13 protein-coding genes and 1 pseudogene are annotated in these 16,979 nt (G+C 66.5%); 13 read left to right on the top strand and 1 reads right to left on the bottom strand.

Annotated features, from left to right (window positions below):
* Positions 1-7: 7 nt before the first annotated feature.
* The 7 genes and pseudogenes from NK8_RS31555 to NK8_RS31525 all read left to right on the top strand — a co-directional run bounded on the left by NK8_RS31555 (position 8) and on the right by NK8_RS31525 (position 9,960).
* Positions 8-1,366: an acyclic terpene utilization AtuA family protein gene (locus NK8_RS31555; protein ID WP_213232143.1), complete on the top strand. Its 1,359-nt coding sequence runs from the start codon at positions 8-10 to the stop codon at positions 1,364-1,366.
* Positions 1,353-1,664, top strand: a complete 312-nt coding sequence (locus NK8_RS31550; protein ID WP_213232141.1) for a hypothetical protein — start codon at positions 1,353-1,355, stop codon at positions 1,662-1,664. Before NK8_RS31555 ends, NK8_RS31550 begins: the two co-directional genes overlap by 14 nt.
* A 214-nt stretch (positions 1,665-1,878) precedes the next feature.
* Positions 1,879-2,019, top strand: a pseudogene (locus NK8_RS31545) (UDP-N-acetylglucosamine 2-epimerase (non-hydrolyzing)); the annotation flags it as partial.
* 243 nt (positions 2,020-2,262) lie between these two features.
* Positions 2,263-4,509, top strand: a complete 2,247-nt coding sequence (locus tag NK8_RS31540; protein WP_213232140.1) for a cellulose biosynthesis cyclic di-GMP-binding regulatory protein BcsB — start codon at positions 2,263-2,265, stop codon at positions 4,507-4,509.
* Positions 4,506-6,686: a glycosyl transferase family protein gene (locus tag NK8_RS31535; protein ID WP_213232139.1), complete on the top strand. Its 2,181-nt coding sequence runs from the start codon at positions 4,506-4,508 to the stop codon at positions 6,684-6,686. The genes NK8_RS31540 and NK8_RS31535 overlap by 4 nt, the downstream gene beginning before the upstream one ends.
* Positions 6,683-9,106, top strand: a complete 2,424-nt coding sequence (locus NK8_RS31530) for a tetratricopeptide repeat protein (RefSeq protein ID WP_213232138.1) — start codon at positions 6,683-6,685, stop codon at positions 9,104-9,106. Before NK8_RS31535 ends, NK8_RS31530 begins: the two co-directional genes overlap by 4 nt.
* Positions 9,106-9,960, top strand: coding sequence for a hypothetical protein (locus NK8_RS31525; protein ID WP_225936439.1), 855 nt, complete (start codon positions 9,106-9,108; stop codon positions 9,958-9,960). Before NK8_RS31530 ends, NK8_RS31525 begins: the two co-directional genes overlap by 1 nt.
* Positions 9,961-10,058: 98 nt before the next feature.
* Here NK8_RS31525 and NK8_RS31520 read toward each other — a convergent pair whose 3' ends face one another.
* A complete protein-coding gene (locus NK8_RS31520; protein WP_213232137.1) occupies positions 10,059-11,450 on the bottom strand; it encodes a PLP-dependent aminotransferase family protein in 1,392 nt (463 codons plus the stop codon).
* A gap of 298 nt (positions 11,451-11,748) precedes the next feature.
* On the opposite strand from NK8_RS31520, the gene NK8_RS31515 reads away from it, so the two are divergent.
* The 6 genes from NK8_RS31515 to NK8_RS31490 are packed head-to-tail and all read left to right on the top strand — an operon-like array spanning position 11,749 to position 16,968.
* A complete protein-coding gene (locus tag NK8_RS31515; RefSeq protein ID WP_061177135.1) occupies positions 11,749-12,231 on the top strand; it encodes an MSMEG_0572/Sll0783 family nitrogen starvation response protein in 483 nt (160 codons plus the stop codon).
* 5 nt (positions 12,232-12,236) lie between these two features.
* The gene (locus tag NK8_RS31510; RefSeq protein ID WP_162070499.1) at positions 12,237-13,244 is read left to right on the top strand and encodes a Nit6803 family nitrilase; all 1,008 of its coding nucleotides are present in this window, start codon (positions 12,237-12,239) and stop codon (positions 13,242-13,244) included.
* Positions 13,237-14,307, top strand: coding sequence for an MSMEG_0568 family radical SAM protein (locus tag NK8_RS31505; RefSeq protein ID WP_213232136.1), 1,071 nt, complete (start codon positions 13,237-13,239; stop codon positions 14,305-14,307). Before NK8_RS31510 ends, NK8_RS31505 begins: the two co-directional genes overlap by 8 nt.
* 2 nt (positions 14,308-14,309) lie before the next feature.
* Complete coding sequence (locus tag NK8_RS31500) at positions 14,310-14,870, top strand: MSMEG_0567/Sll0786 family nitrogen starvation N-acetyltransferase (protein WP_213232135.1); 561 nt, start codon at positions 14,310-14,312, stop codon at positions 14,868-14,870.
* Entirely contained in the window at positions 14,867-15,817 is a 951-nt protein-coding gene (locus NK8_RS31495) for a sll0787 family AIR synthase-like protein (protein ID WP_213232134.1), read from the top strand. Before NK8_RS31500 ends, NK8_RS31495 begins: the two co-directional genes overlap by 4 nt.
* Positions 15,814-16,968: an MSMEG_0565 family glycosyltransferase gene (locus NK8_RS31490; protein WP_213233264.1), complete on the top strand. Its 1,155-nt coding sequence runs from the start codon at positions 15,814-15,816 to the stop codon at positions 16,966-16,968. The genes NK8_RS31495 and NK8_RS31490 overlap by 4 nt, the downstream gene beginning before the upstream one ends.
* Positions 16,969-16,979 lie beyond the last annotated feature (11 nt).

Here is a 16,979-nt window from a genome sequence, read left to right as displayed (position 1 = left end):
CGACGTCATGAAAGACACCATCAGAATCGGCGCGGGCGCAGGCTATTCGGGCGACCGCATCGAGCCTGCCCTCGAACTCGCCGAACACGGCGCGCTCGACTATCTCGTGTTCGAATGCCTCGCCGAACGCACGATCGCAATCGCGCAGCAGGCGCGCCGCAACGATCCGGACCACGGCTACGATCCGCTGCTCGAAGCGCGCATGCGCGCCGTGCTGCCGGTCGCGGCGAAGAACGGCGTGCGCGTCATCTCGAACATGGGCGCGGCCAATCCGCGCGCGGCGGCGCGCAAGACCGCGCAGATCGCGCGCGAACTGGGCCTGCATGGACTGAAGATCGCCGCGGTCACGGGCGACGACGTGCTCGATGTCGTCCTTCGTTCGTCGCTGCGTTTCGAGGAATCCGGCGACGATGTCAGCGCGTACGCGGAGCGCATTGTGTCGGCCAATGCGTATCTCGGCGCGGCGCCGATCGTCGCGGCGCTCGCGGCGGGAGCGCATATCGTGCTGACGGGGCGTGTCGCCGACCCGTCGCTGTTCACGGCGCCGCTCATCCACGAGTTCGGCTGGCGCATGGACGACTGGAACACGCTCGGGCAGGCGACCGTCGTCGGCCATCTGCTCGAATGCGCGGGGCAGGTGACGGGCGGTTATTTCGCCGATCCCGGCTGCAAGGACGTCGGCAATCTCGCGCGTCTCGGCTTTCCGATCGGCGAGGTGAGCGCGGATGGCGCGGTCGTCGTGACGAAGGTCGCGCAGGCGGGCGGATGCGTGATCGAGGCCACGTGCAAGGAACAACTGCTGTACGAGATTCACGATCCGGGCCGTTACTTCCAGCCGGATGTCGTCGCGGATTTCACGCGGGTGCGCGCGGTGCAGGAGGCGCAGGATCGCGTGCGCGTGACGGGCGGACGCGGCAACCCGCGCACCGATACGCTCAAGGTCTCGGTCGCATATGCGGACGGCTACATCGGCGAAGGGCAAATCTCGTACGGCGGCCCGGGTGCGGTGGCGCGCGCGCGACTCGCGCTGGATATCGTGCGCGAGCGCCTCGCGATCACGGGCGTCGACACGAGCGAACTGCGCTTCGATCTGATCGGCGTGAACGCGCTCTATGGCGACACGCTCGGCGCCCAACACGACGATCCCTACGAAGTGCGCGTGCGCGTCGCGGGCCGCGTATCGAGCGCGAAGGAGGCGGCGCGCATCGGCAACGAGGTCGAGACGCTCTATACCAACGGACCGGCGGGCGGCGGCGGCGTGACGAAGGCGACGCGCGAAGTCATCGCGGTGCAATCCGTGTTGCTCGCGCGCGAGCATGTCAATCCGATATTCGAATTCGTGGAGGCAAGCGATGAAACTGCGTGAACTGGCACACGGCCGCACCGGCGACAAGGGCAATACGCTGAATGTCTCGGTGATCTGCTTCGATGCGAAGCACTACACGCATCTGCGTGAACAATTGACGCCCGAACGCGTGAAGGCCCATCTCGCCGATGTCGTGAAGGGCGAAGTCGTACGCTATGAACTGCCGCTGCTGAACGCGTTCAACTTTGTGCTGGGTCACGCGCTCGGTGGCGGCGTTACGCGTTCGCTCGCGCTCGACGCGCACGGCAAGTCGATGAGTTCGGCGTTGCTCGATATCGAGATCGACGAGATTTTGTAGGAAGAAAGCGCCCGCGGCCAAGTAGTCTCGCGATGTCGCCCCAAATCTTGGGATGTCTAACTGGTTAGGTAAAAAAAGCCGCCTCAAGCTGGACAAAAACTCGCCAAACGCTCACATAAAGCTCTCGTTAGACTTTTTTACATTTTAGTTGGAGGGTGGTCCTAAACGTCTGAATACAATCGATTTCTCACGAATTGTGCAGTCGCCGGGACCCATGAACACGAAGCGAAAAACGATAGTTTCCATTTTCGGGACGCGGCCCGAAGCCATCGAGATGGCACCCCTCGTGACGGCGTTGGAAACGCAACCGGATGTGCGTTCCGTCGTGTGCGTGACGGGCCAGCATCGCTCGATGCCGAAGCCTTCGACGCTCGTCCTCACTGATTCGCGCATCGTCGCGGCGCTCGCGGGCCGGCCCTTCGAGGAATTCAATCCTGCAACGCCGCGCGGAATGAAATCTGCAGCGCGTGTCGTGCGCGAGGCGCTCGCATAGGCGCCCGGCATCCTGTCTCACGCAACCGGGGCGGACGCGCGCGACGTGCACATTCCTCCTTCGCGGCCATCCCGCCTCGTTGCGTCAATTTCGAGTCACTCAACTTTGCTCAACGACATCATCGACCGGCGCGGCCTGCGTGCCGTGCTGGCTTCACTCTTCACGTGCGCTGCGCTCCTGGCGGGCCTGCAGGATGCGGCCCTCGGCGCGACGACGGACGCGCCGGGCACGCAGGCGGCGAGCGCTTTCGAGCGTCTCGGCCTCGATGTGCCGGAAACGCGCACTGTGACCTTGCGGCAACTCGGCCTGCTCGAAAGCGTGACGCTCAATGCGCCCGACACGCGCCGCGAATTCTTTCTGCCCGTGCCCGCCGGCGTGCCGATCAGCGACGCCACATTGCAATTCGACGGCGGTTACGTGCGCGGCGACGGCGGCCGGGTCACGATGCTCCTTTCGCTCGACGGCTCTCCCGTGCTGGCGCGCGCGTTCACGCAGGATGCGGGCGGGGTGTCCGTCAATCTCGGCGTCGATGGTGCGGCGCGAACCGCCGGCTTCGTGCGTCTGGGTCTCGGCTTCGCGTCGGTGATCAGCCAGAACGAGTGCGCGGATCAGACAGCCATCGGCAACGTGCTGCGCGTCGATCCGACCACGCGCCTCACGTTCCGGTTCAATCCCGCCGACGTGCAGGACTTGCGCACCGCATGGAGCGCGCTGCCCTACGCGCCAGTGCTGGCGGTGTCCGGACGCAAGCTGTCGACGAACGCGTTCGACACCGCCTGGCGCACCGACGCGCTGTTGCAGCGCGACGGCAAGCGGCCCGTGGTGCAGGCGCTGCCGGCCGTGGGTGACACGGTGGACCTCGCGGGCATCGACGTGCCCGCGGCGTTGCGCAACGTGCCGGCCTTCGGCGCGCTCGCGGCGGGCGGCAAACACGTCATCGCGGATCAGGCGGAACTCGGCGCGCTGCTCGCGCTCGGCGCGCGCGCGGCGTTCGGTCCGGACGTCGTCGTCGCGGACGAAACGATGCGCAAGACGCTCAACGGCGCGCTCGATGCGCTGCGCGCGCAAGTCGCGAACACCTCGGGCGACGCGCTCGCCGCTTTCGACGCATGGCGCAAGCGCACGGCCTCGCAACTGACGGCGCAGCTCGCGCCGGGCGAAGTGCGCGTCGCGCATGTCGGCGGGCGCGCGATCATCGTCGTCGGCGATCCGCGCGGCATCGGCGCGCTCGCGCAGGGCTGGCGTCCCATCGATGTATCGAACCGCGTGATCGTGCATCGCATCGACACGGCGCAGCAGACGCGCGGCGACACCATCGCGTTGTCGGAGCTGGGCGGCGATCCGCGCAGCATCGACGTGCAGACCGCGGCCTCGTGGAATGCGCGTTTCGATCTCGCGGCGGCATCGGGCAACGGCCGCCTGCCGGAGCAGGTCGTGCTCGACCTCGCGGCATCGCCGACGCTGTCCAACGGCGGTGCGACCGCCACCGTGTACCTGAATGACGTGATGATTGGCGCGAAGCTTATCAACGTCGACGGCGCGCGCCAGCGCCTCGTCGCGCCGATTCCCCGCTACGCGCTCGCGCGCACCAACGATCTGCGCGTGACCTTCCGCCGTCAGCCCGACGGCGGCTGTCAGGCGCGCCAGACGTATCCGGTCGCGGTGCTGCCGTCGAGCCATCTGCGTCTGGCCACCGCGACGCCGGACAACACCTTTGCGGGCATGGCGGCGCGCTATGCGTCGTCGGCAACGGTGTATGTGCCGCGCGCCTATCTCGACGATGCCCTGAACAGCGTGCCGCGCCTCGCCGTGCTGACCGGCGCGGCGGGCATCGCGCCGGTATCGGCGAAGTTCGCGGTGAGCAGCGCGCAGGACGCGGCGCACCCCGACGGCCCATTCCTCGCCGCCGATGTCCGTCTCGCCGACGAGAAGAACCCCGCGGTGTATTCGGCCGAGCGTCTTTCGCTGAGCTCGCCTGCGGGCGATACGCTGCTCGACATGTCGGGCCTGTCGCGCGTCGCGGTGGTGAGCGTGGCGAGCGCGGGCGGGCAGAGCGGCGTCGTGTATCGGTCGGCGGGCGCGGCGCCGGTTCTCACCGACCGGTTGCAACTGTCGCGCGGCAATATCGCCGTGGTCGACGGCAGCGGCGTGCTGAAGCAGTTCGACACGGTGAATCCCGAAGAGATGGCCGACGAGCCCGCATCGAGCACCGACTGGGTGACGCGGCACTGGGCGCGCTGGGGCATTCCCACCGTGCTCGTCGTGCTGCTGCTCGCGTTGATCGCGCTGGCCGGTAACGCGCGCCGCCGACATCGCAACCGACGCGCCCGCGACGACGAGGATCGCGTGTGATGCTGGAGACGCTTAGGTGGTACGGCGAGATCCTGCTCGCCGACTACTACCAGGGACTCGAATACGTGGCCGCGACGGTCGCGGCGATCATCCTGCTTTCGAGCCTCGATGATCTGTTCATCGACGTCTGGTACTGGACGCGCAAACTCTGGCGGCGCGTGACGGTCGAGCGGCGTTTCGCGCCGCTGACGGTCGAGCAGCTCTACGCGCGCGATGAGCAGCACATCGCGATCATGGTGCCCGCGTGGCACGAGCACGACGTGATCGCCGCGATGATCGAGGATCTCGTGCGCGTGCTCGACTATCGCGCGTACACGGTGTTCGTCGGCACGTATCAGAATGATGCCGCGACGATCGCCGAAGTGGAGCGCATGCGGCATCGCTACAAGCATCTGCATCGCGTGGAAGTGCCGCACGATGGCCCGACCTGCAAGGCCGACTGCCTCAACTGGCTCGTGCAGGCGATCCTGCATTACGAGTTCGAGGCGGGCATCGAGTTCGCGGGCATCGTGATGCACGACAGCGAGGACGTGCTGCATCCCGTCGAGCTGAAGTTCTTCAACTATCTCCTGCCGCGCAAGGACATGATCCAGTTGCCGGTGGCGTCGCTCGAACGGCACTGGTTCGAGCTCGTCGCGGGCACCTACATGGACGAGTTCGCCGAATGGCACGGGAAGGATCTCGTCGTGCGCGAGAGTCTGGCGGGCGCGGTGCCGTCGGCGGGCGTGGGGACGTGTTTCTCGCGCCGCGCGATTCTCGCGCTCGTCGAACAGACGCAGCAACAGCCGTTCAACACCGAAAGCCTGACCGAGGATTACGACATCGGCACGCGCATCACGCGGCTCGGCATGCAGTCGATCTTTCCGCTCTTCCCGGTCGAATTCACGACCCGGCGCAAGGGCTGGTTCGGCCTCGGCCCCGAGCGCGAAATCAAACTGACGATGCCGCTGTGCGTGCGCGAATTCTTTCCCGATACCTTTCGCACCGCGTACCGGCAGCGCGCGCGCTGGACGCTCGGCATCGGCTTGCAGGGCTGGGCGCTGACCGGCTGGAGCGGCTCGCTCGCAAACCGCTATCTGCTGATGCGCGATCGCAAGGGCGTGGTGACGGCGTTCGTCGGCATGCTCGCGTATCTGCTCGCCGTGCAGTTCATGCTGTTCGCCGCCGCGTCGTATTTCGGTTTCGCGAGCGATTTCTTTCCGTCGCCGTTCATCGATTCGCGCTGGCTGCAATTTCTGCTCGCCGCGAACTCGGTCGCGCTCGTGCTGCGCGTCACGCAACGCATCGTCTTCACGACGCGGCTCTATGGCTGGGAGCACGGCGTGCTCGCGGTGCCGCGCATGGTCATCAGCAATGTCATCAACTTCATGGCGGTGGCGCGCGCGTGGCGGCTTTTCATCGTGCATATGGTGACGGGGCGGCGGCTCGCGTGGGACAAGACGATGCACGATTTCCCCAGCAACGAGGGCCTGCGCGATACGCGTCAGGATCTGGGCGAACTGCTGGTTTCGTGGCAGGCGATCGATCCCGAGCGGCTCGAAGAAGCGCTGCGAACCGATCACGCGCGCGAAGCGCCGATCGGACGCGTGCTCGTCACGCGCGGCTGGCTCGACGAGGAAACGCTCGCCGAAGCGATCGCGTTTCAGGCGGACTTGCCGCGCGGCCGTTTCGTTGCCGCGCGCATGGACCTGACGACTATCGCGACGCCGGAGACGCTCGTGCGGCTGCGCGCGCTGCCGCAGGGTATCGATGCGAACGGCCACGCCCTGTTCGCCTGCGCGAGCCTGCTCGACGATATGTCGCTCGCCGAATTGAGCGCGGCGGCGGGCCGCGCGGTCGCGCTGCATATCGTGCGTGAAAGCGAGATCACGGGCGGTCTGCGGAAGCTGCGCGCGGTCGGCATGCCGGTCCATACGGGCGATGGGGAAGAGGAAGCGTCGCCCTCGCTCGCGGATGCGTCCGCCGCGCGCGGCGTGCCGCTCGTCGGCGACATCATGATCGAGATGGGGCTCGTCACGCGCGACGCGTTCGAGACTGCGTTGCGCAACTACCGGCCGGAGCGGCACGGGCGCATCGGCGATTACATGGTGGCGGAGCAGGTCATCACGCCCGATGCGCTGACCGTCGCGATCGCGGAGCAGCGGCGCCGCTATCTCGAGCGGGCCGGGATTCGATGACGCGGCGCTTGCGACTCGCCGTGTGGGCGGCCGCCGCGTTGTGCGCCTCGGGGGCAGCCCGTGCCGACGAGACCTTGCCGCTGCCGCTTAGCGGCGCGGCGTATCGCGTGGCGCGCGAAGCCTTTGCGGCCTACGACGCGCATCGTTATGCCGATGCCATCGCCGGCGCGCGCGAAGCGATTCGCCAGCGGCCGGACGTCGCGGATTTGCGTCTGCTGCTGGCCAATGCGCTCGCGGCGCGCGGGCGTCTGAAGGACGCGAGCCGCGCGCTCGCCGACGCCATCGCGCAGCTCGGTCCGCTGCCGGCGCTGACGGCGCGGCGCAGGCAGATCGACGTGCTGATCGCGTCGGGCGGCGCGGGCGGCGTGCCGGGCGATTTGCCGGAGCCGGCGCTGAAGGCGGCGCGCACGGCGTATCGGTCGTATGCGCGCAAGGATTATGCGGCGGCCGTGGCCGAAAGCCGTGAAGCGGTGCGGCTCGCGCCGCAGGCCGAACGCTTGCGCTATCTGCTGATCGATTCGCTCGCCGCATCCGGCGACGATCTCGCCGCCTATGAAGCCGCCGCCGACGCATCGAAGCGCTTTGGCGAGAGCGACGCCTTGCGCGAGCGGCAACGCTTCATCGGCGACAGACTTGCGCCGGCGGCGTCGCAGTCGGCGTATGCGGCCCGCGAGCGCGGCGATCTGGACGCGGCGCAGAGGCTCGCGCAACAGGCCGTGATGTATGCGCCGGGGCGCAAGGACTTCCGCATGCAGCTCATCGAGATACTGTTCGCGCGCGGCGATTTCGCGGGCGTGGAGAGCGCGACGAGCGATGCCATCGCGCTCGATCGCGACGATGCGCTCGCGTGGACCTTGCGCGGCTATGCGCGTGCGGCGCTCGGACAGGACGCCGATTTCGCGCAGGCGCTGACACTCGCCGCATCGACGGATGCAGCCGATGAACGCCGATACCGCGATGCCCGCGTGGCGCGCACGATCATCGCCGATGTGCGGCTCGCGCAAGGCAACCCGCAAGCGGCGCTCGACGCGCTGCCGCCCGTCGCGACGCAGACTCCCGATGACGCCGATGCCGCGATCACCTTGCGCCGCCATCGCGCGCAGGCGCTGTTGCGCATGGGCGCGGCCCAAGCGGCGCAAGTCGATCCGCGCGCGCGCCCGACCTTCGAGTGCCGCGAAGACTCGTTCGGCGCTTCCTGCGATGTCTACGCGCACGATCCCGCGCTCGCCGCGACACGCGAAGCGCGTCTTGCGGAACGGCGTGGCGATCGCGGCGCGGCGATCGGCTACTGGCGCACGGCGATCACCGAAGTGCCCGACGATCCGCAGCCGCGCATCGCGCTGATCGATGCGCTCGCGGCGACGGGCCGCACACGCGAGGCGTCGGGCGAAGCGCGCGCGTTGATCGATGCGAACCTGCTCGACTCGATGACCGACACGCAGGCGGCGGTCATCGCGCGACGCGCGGGGGACAGCGCGCTCGCGCTGGATTATTTCGCGCGCGCCGAGCGAGACGGCAAGCTGTCCGCATCGGCGCAAGCGGACGCGGGTTACGCGGCGCTCAACCTGCATCGCAATGAAGAGGGCGCGAAGTATCTGGAACGCGCGATCGACCACGGCGCAAACGCGCCCGCCGACGAGGCGCTCACGCCCGAAGCACTGAACGACGCACGCGCGGCTCACGCCGAAGCGACGCGCAACTGGGGCTTCAGCGCGACCGTGAACTATCGCGGCAACGGCGCGCAGCAAGGCTTCGCGTTTGCGCCGACGCCGGGTTTGTCGAACAACTGGCAGGCGGGCGCGGAGGCGTACTGGCGTCCGTTCGGCAGTCTCGGCGACCGCATGTTCGAGGTGTACGCGCGCGGCTACGAGAACTTCGGCGTGAAGGGCGACGGGCCGTCGGGGGCATCGACGTTGCAGGCGGCGATCGGCGCGCGCGTGAAACCGTTCGCATCGGCCAATGCGATTTTCGCCGTCGAAAAGATTCTGCCGATCGGCTCGGACGTGCGCTCGGACTGGCTCGTGCGCGCGGCCTACTCGAACGGCTTCGGCGACACGCGCCGCCTCGACGTGCCGAGCTGGTGGACGGGCACGATGTACGGCGAGGCGGGGCATTACATCGTGAACGATTCGACCTACGCGACCGCGAACGCGCGTCTGGGCCGCACCTATCGGCTCGATGCGCTCAGTCCGCGCCTGACGGTGTTTCCGCATGCGGTCATCGGCATGGACTACGATTCGGCGATCGATCACAGCGTGCCGGTGGGCGTCGGCGCGGGCGTGGCGGCGCGTTACTGGTTTCGTGGCGGTCCGTACGATGCGCCGCGCTCGTTCGTCGATGTGTCGGTGCAATACCGATTTCGCGTCGCGGGCGATGATCGCGCGAAAGGCGTGTTCTTCGGTGCGGTATTCTCGTACTGATGTCTTCCCTCTTCTCCGTTCTCGTCATCGCTTGCTGCCTTGCGTGCGCTCCCGTTTCGGCGCATGCCGATGCCGCGCGCGCGCGTCTTGTCGACGGCATCGTCTGGCAGCCCGACAACGCGCATGCCGATCCGCGCGGCGACTGGGACAGGCTCGGCGCGCATGAGCTGATCGTGCAATGGACGGCGGTGGACGGCATATCGTTCGTGCCGGGCGCGGGATTGCGCGCGGCGCCGCGCATGCCGGACTGGGAGCGCATCGGGCAGGAACCGTGGGCGCGCGATGTGATCGTCGGGCTGGCGGGCCGCTTCGACGAAGCGGCGGCGCGGGCGAATGCGGCGCAACTGTTCATCGAATCGATGCGGCTCGCGGAGGTTCATCCGCCGGTGCATGTGACGGGGTACTACTTTCCCGTGGAGATCGATCCGACGTGGCAGAACGCGAGTGCGTTACGCACGATGCTCGATGCGTTGCCCAAGCCGTTGTGGATCAGTGTTTATGATCGCGCGAATGTGGGCGGCGCGGCGATTGCCGACTGGCTCGATCAATGGCTGCCGCGCGATGTCGGCGTGCTGTTGCAGGATGGATGCGGGGTGTATGCGCGTGAGCCGCGCGTTGCCCGGGAGTATGCAGATCAGCTTGCGGCGAAGCTGGGGCGGCATCGGGTGAGGATCATCGTGGAGGCGTTTCGTCCGCGAATGGGCGGCGGATTTCGCTCCGCGACGGTGGAGGAACTGAGGCCGCAGATCGATGCTTATCGTGGGTACAAGACCTATCTCTTCGATGGGCCGCATTATGTGTCGGCGGATATCGTGCAGGGGCTGGTTGAGGCGTACTCGTTTATGCGCAAGTGATGTTCTTTCGCTGGATCCCGTGTTCGCGTCGGTCTATTAGCACAGGGGCAACGCTAATAAACCAACACGCCAACGGGATCCGGCGAAAACAAGACTCATCAAAACATCGGCATATGCAAATGATGCGGATCCGCGAGCATATCCGCCACTCGCCGCACGGCTTCCCGGCAATCCTCCCGCCCCTGCGGCCCGCCAAGACACAGACGCAACGCATTCGGCGGATTGCCATCCGTGGAAAACGCAGCCCCGGCCACTGCCCCGATGCCTTGATTGCGCAACTGCAACGCGAGTTCTGAAGCACTCCAGTCGCACATCGGCGGCACCGGAAGCCACAGATGAAATCCATTCGGATCGGCATCGAAGGCAAACTCGCGAAGCTCGTCCGCCGCGATCGCCTGTCTCGCCGAAGCTTCATTGCGAATCGCGACGAGCACATCGGCGGCGGTGCCGTCATCGATCCAGCGCGTCGCGAGCAGCACGGTGAACGGGCTAGGCATGACCGTCGTCGCCCGCAATGCACCCGCGATGCGCTGCGTCTGCCGCGGCGTCGGCGCCTTCAGATAGCCGATCCGCAAGCCCGCACCGAGCGTCTTCGATAACCCGGTGACGTGATAAGTCAGCTCGGGCGCAAGCGCGGCCATCGCCGGCGGCGCGTCGGGCGGCAACATCCCGTAAGGCTCGTCCTCGATGATCGGCACGTTATAGCGCAACGCCACATCGGCGAGCGCTTCGCGGCGCTGGCGCGTCAAGGTCAGCGTGCTCGGATTCTGCAATGTCGGATTGCAATAGAACCCGCCCGGCTTCTCCGACTTGCACAACGCCTCGAACGCATGCGGCAAAGGGCCGTCCTCGTCGCGCGGCAGCGCCTGCAACCGCACGCCCAGTTGCGACGCGATCGCCTTGATGCCGGGATAGGCGAGCGAGTCGAGGCAGATCATCTCGCCGGGCCGCGCAAGCTGCGACACCAGCGCCACGAGCGCGCCGTGAATGCCCGGGCACACGAGCACGGTATCGACATCGCAATCCGGCACGCGCGCGCGAAGCCACTCGCTTCCCGCCGCGCGATCCGCCGCCGTGCCGCCGAAATCCTGATAGCGGAGCAACTGATAGGGGTCCGCGCCGCGCATGAGCGAAGCCGCCGATTCACGCAAGCGCGCCGCGAGCGCGGGCGGCTCGGGCGGCATGTTCATCGACATCTCGACGCTGCTTCCGCCCGCCAGCGGCAACGTCTGCGTCCTGCCACGCACGAAGGTGCCGCTGCCCGCGCGCGCATCGAGCAGGCCGCGCTTGCGCGCTTCCGCATAGGCGCGCGCGATCGTCGTGTAGTTCAGGCTCAGCAGATCCGCGAGATCGCGCAGTCCCGGCAGGCGATCGCGCGGCCGCAATCGTCCGCTCGCGAGGTCTTCCTCGATCAGATCGGGAATCGTCAGATACGCGGGTTTTCGGCTCTCTTCGAGTTTTCTGATCCAGTGATGCGCCGGCTGATTCATCGTCCGAGATCCCCGTGGAAATCGCACCTGATTGCATTGATCGCATCGATGCACGGCTTCGGTGTGCCGCGCACCATGCACACGCGCCTTTGCGCTGAAAGCGTGCGTGTCCCTTTCGCGCAGCGCTTCTGCGCGATGCGGCGAAAGCCCGTCCCACAAGCCGCAGCCAGAAAATTTTCGCGGCGCTCGCGCAAATTCGTTTTGCTTGATCGCAAAGTGATTGCATTTCGCGGGCCAATCATTGGCATATCCGTTGCGTTTGAGCGCTTGCCATCACTCGACAACCACGGAGAATGCCATGCCCGCAGTCAGTCAACCGCTTCACAAGAACGGCGATTATCTGGTCGACTACGAAGAAAAAGTCTTCGAGGACGTGAAGGCCGAGCCCGGCGAAAAAGCGCTCGTCACGTTTCATACGGTCGCGTTCGAAGGCTCGATCGGCTTCGTGAATCTGCTGCAGGCGACGCGCCTGCAACGCAAGGGCTTCGACACATCGGTGCTGCTCTATGGTCCCGGCGTCACGCTCGGTCTGCAACGCGGTTTTCCGACCCTCGGCGATGAAGCCTTTCCCGGCCATCTCAACTTCAACAAGCAACTGCAGAAGTTCATGGCGGAAGGCGGCAAGGTCTACGCGTGCCGCTTCGCGTTGCAGGCGCTGTACGGACACGGCGAAGCGTCGCTGATCGAAGGCATCCGGCCGATCAACCCGCTCGACGTGCTCGATCTCCAGTTGCTTCATCGCAAGGAGAACGCGCTCATCATCCACACGTGGACCGTGTGACGATCATGGCCGCGACGCCCTCGACCAAACGCATCGTCCGCGCGGCCGCCGTGCAGATCGCGCCGGACTTCGAGCAGCCGGGCGGCACGCTAGACCGAGTGTGCACGGCCATCGATGAAGCCGCGGCGCAAGGCGTGCAACTGATCGTGTTCCCCGAAACCTTCGTGCCGTATTACCCGTACTTCTCGTTCGTGCGCGCGCCGGTCGCATCGGGCGCGGATCACATGAAGCTCTACGAGCAGGCGGTGGTCGTGCCGGGTCCGGTCACGCAGGCGGTCGCGCAACGTGCGCGGCTCGCGAACATGGTCGTCGTGCTCGGCGTGAACGAGCGCGATCACGGCAGCCTCTACAACACGCAACTCATCTTCGATACGGACGGCAAGCTGCTGCTCAAGCGCCGCAAGATCACGCCGACGTTTCATGAACGCATGATCTGGGGCCAAGGCGATGCGGCCGGTCTGAAGGTCGTCGAGACCGGCGTCGGACGTGTGGGCGCGCTCGCTTGCTGGGAGCACTACAACCCGCTCGCGCGCTATGCGCTGATGACGCAGCACGAAGAGATTCATTGCAGCCAGTTTCCCGGTTCGCTGGTCGGGCCGATCTTCGCGGAGCAGATCGAGGTGACGATCCGCCATCACGCGCTGGAGTCGGGCTGCTTCGTCGTCAACGCGACGGGATGGCTCACCGATGCGCAGATCGAAGCCATCACGCCCGATCCGAATCTTCAGCGCGCGTTGCGCGGCGGCTGCAACACCGCGATCGTGTCGCCGGAAGGCCAGCATCTCGCCGAGCCGTTGCGCGAGGGCGAGGGCATGGTGATCGCGGATCTGGACATGTCGCTCATCACGAAGCGCAAACGCATGATGGATTCGGTTGGCCACTACGCGCGTCCCGAGTTGCTGAGTCTTGCAATCAACGACCGGCCCGCATCGCCCGTCACTTCTTTCAAGGACACCCACGACGATGAGCGCGAGAGAGAACCTGCCGGCGTCGAGCCGGCAATTGATGACTGAGCTTCAGTCGACTGGCCTGCGCCTCGTCGATCCGCGCGCGGGTGTGTCGAGCCGGCGCGGCGGCGCGGGGCCGTCGGATCACAAGGCGGTCACCGTCGATGGGGTGACGATCATGGTGCCCGTTCACACGAACACGGCCTGGGATTCGCCGTTCGTCGCCGGGCAACCTGATGCGAACGGCAACAGCGCGCTCATGCGCGACGCCATTCCGATCGCCAACATCAGCTTTCCGAAGGCGCCGCGCTTCTACTCGATGCAGACACTCGACGGCGTGCCGTACTCGCACATCGCGACGCTGCACGGCGCGGACGTACTCGCGACGACGGTCCTGCAAACCTGCATCCGCTACGAAAGCCGCCGCAAGTCGTGCAAGTTCTGCGCGATCGGTCAATCGCTCGCGGCGGGGCGCACGATCGCGCGCAAGACGCCCGAGCAGCTTGCGGAAGTGGCGCGCATGGCCGTGTTGCTCGATGGCGTGAAGCACATGGTCCTCACGACCGGCACGCCGCCCACGCCCGATCGCGGCGCGCAGATCCTCTGCGACAGCGCCTTCGCCATCAAGGCCGCCGTGAATCTGCCGATCCAGGCGCAATGCGAGCCGCCCGACGACGATCGCTGGTTCGAGCGCATGAAGGCGAGCGGCATCGATACGCTCGGCATGCATCTCGAAGCCGTCACGCCCGCCGTGCGTGACCGCATCATGCCGGGCAAGGCGACGGTGCCCGTCGCGCGCTACATGGAAGCGTTCGAAGCGGCGGTGAAAGTGTTCGGGCGCGGGCAGGTGAGCACGTACATCCTCGCGGGTCTGGGCGACAGCGCGGCGGCCATCGTGCAGATCGCGCGCGAATGCATCGCCATCGGGGTGTATCCGTTCGTCGTGCCCTTCGTGCCGATCAGCGGCACGCCGCTCGAAGATCATCCCGCGCCCACACCGGACTTCATGCGCACGGTGCTCGCGCCCATCGGTGCGATGCTGGCCGATGCCGGCATGCGTTCCGCCGATATCAAGGCGGGCTGCGGCAAATGCGGCGCGTGCTCGTCGCTTTCTTCGTACGAGGTGTGAACATGTTCGTCGATGCCATTGAAGGCGATGCGCTCGCGCTCGATTACACGCCGGTCGAATATCGCGTGAAATGGGCGACGCTGCCGTGGGAAGCGATCGAGGCGTACAAGCTGCGGCGCGCGGTGTTCTGCATCGAGCAGGGCGTGTTCGCCGGCGACGATCGCGACGAGATCGACGCGCACGCGCAACTGCTCGTCGCCTTGAGTTGCGTCGCGGGCATGCCCGAGCAGGTCGTCGGCACGGTGCGTATCCACGAGAACGAACCGGGCGTGTGGTTCGGCTCGCGGCTCGCGGTGCATGCGGCGTTTCGCTCGCATGCGAAGATCGGCGCGACGCTTATCCGGCTTGCGGTGTCGAGCGCGCATGCGCAAGGTTGCGAGACGTTCCTCGCGCACGTTCAGGCGCAGAACGTGCCGCTTTTCCAGCGTTTGAACTGGACATCGCTTGGCGAGGAAACGCTGTTCGGCCGGCCGCATCATCTGATGCGCGCGCAGCTCGACGCCTATCCACCTTGTGTCACGCCGCAAAGCGGTTTCGTCGCGCTGTCGCGGAGGATGTCGTGAGCGCGCTCGCCGAACTGGTCGAGCGTTTGCGCGAGAGCCGCGGCTTTCGTCACAAGCGCGATATCTCGCAGGTGCTTTCACGCTTGCCGCAAGGCGCGCAGAGCGTCGCGATTGGCGACGATTGCGCCGTGATTCCCGATGGCGACAGCTACATGCTGTTCGCGATCGAAGGTCTCGTGAGCGACTTCGTTTGCACGATGCCGTGGTTTGCGGGCTATAGCGCCGTGATGGTCAACGTCAGCGATATCTACGCGATGGGCGGCCGTCCCATCGCCGTCGTCGATGCGTTGTGGAGCGGCAATGCGCAAGACGCGCGCGACGTGCTCGCGGGCATGGCGGCGGCATCGGCGGCGTACGGCGTGCCGATCGTCGGCGGACACAGCAACGTGCGCAGCGATAGTGCGCAACTCGCGGTCGCGATCGTCGGGCGGGCGCGCAAGCTTCTGACGAGCTTCGATGCGCGTCCCGGCGACGCGCTCGTCATGGCCGTCGATCTGCGCGGCAAATTCGAGGAGCCGTATCCGTTCTGGAACGCGTCGGTGGGCGCGCCGGAAGGCCGTGCGCGCGCAGACTTCGAACTGCTTCCCGCGCTGGCCGAAGATGGTCTGTGCGATGCCGCCAAGGACATCAGCATGGCCGGCGCGCTCGGCACTGCGTTGATGCTGCTCGAATGCTCGGACGTGGGCGCGCGCATCGATCTCGATGCACTGCCGCGCCCGCCCGATGTCGATATCGAACGCTGGCTCACGGCGTTTCCGAGCTTCGGTTTCGTGCTGTCCGTGCGCCGTGAACATATCGATGAAGTATGCGCGAGGTTCGCGTCGCGTTCGCTTGCATGCGCGGTGATCGGCGAAGTGGATGCGTCGCGCGAGATCGTCATCGAACGTGGTTCGGAACGCGCGCTGCTGTGGAATCTGCGCGACGAGCCGTTCATATGTGCGCGATGAACCGTATGCGGATCGCACTGCTCACGCATTCGGTGAATCCGCGCGGCGGCGTCGTGCATACGCTCGAACTCGGACGCGCACTGCACGCGTGCGGACACGACGTCACGGTGTTCGCGCCCGCGCGCGCTGGCGAAGCGATGTTTCGCGCGTCGCCTTGCAGGATCGTGCTGGCGCGTATCGAAGGCGCGCAGGAAGGACTTGTCGCGATGGTCGATGAACGCATCCGCGCATTGAAGCGCGCGCTCATCGAAGCGAACGTGAGCGGCTACGACGTGCTGCATGCGCAGGACAGCATCGGCGGAAATGCGCTCGCGGAGCTCAAGGCGCAGGGCGCGATTCGCGCCTTCGTGCGTACCGTCCATCATCTCGATCACTTCGATGACGTGCAACTCGCGCACTGGCAACGGCGTGCATGGCAGGACGCCGACGCCGTGCTGTGCGTGAGCGAAGCATGGACGCGCACGATGCGCTCGACATATGGTATCGCGGCGCAGACGGTGACGAACGGTATCGATCGAACGCGCTACGGAGCGGCGTTCGACGACGAATGCGATGCATTGCGCGAACGCTTCGGCATCGGCGCGGGGCCGGCCTTGCTCGCGGTCGGCGGCATCGAAGCGCGCAAGAACACGTCGATGCTGCTCGAAGCGTTCGCATCGTTGCGTATGCGACGGCCGTCGGCGCAACTCGTGCTCGCGGGTGGCGCGAGCCTGCTCGATCACGATGCCTATACGCGCCGCTTCCTCGCGCGCGCCGCCGAACTCAAGCTCGACGTGAGCGAGAAGGGCACGCCGGTCATCGTCACCGGCGCGCTATCGGATGCATCGATGCCCGCGCTCTATCGCCTCGCCGGCGCGGTCTCGATGATCTCACTGCGCGAAGGCTTCGGGCTCGTCGTACTGGAAGCGCTGGCGAGCGAGCGGCCCGTGATCGTGTCGCGAATCGCGCCATTCATCGACTATCTCGACGAGACGACCTGCGTCTTCGCCGATCCGCACGACGCGCATTCGATCGCCGATGCGCTCGCCAAAGCGCTCGACGGCGCAAGCGGCATCGACTTCCTTCATGCCGTGCCCGCGCTGCTCAGGCGCTTTACGTGGCAAGCCAGCGCCGCGCGGCATCTGGACATCTACGGCAAGCTCAACGCATAAAGGAAACACGA

The sequence above is a fragment of the Caballeronia sp. NK8 genome, assembly GCF_018408855.1.
Taxonomy (GTDB): domain Bacteria; phylum Pseudomonadota; class Gammaproteobacteria; order Burkholderiales; family Burkholderiaceae; genus Caballeronia.
This window is presented reverse-complemented; position numbering and strand designations above follow the sequence as displayed.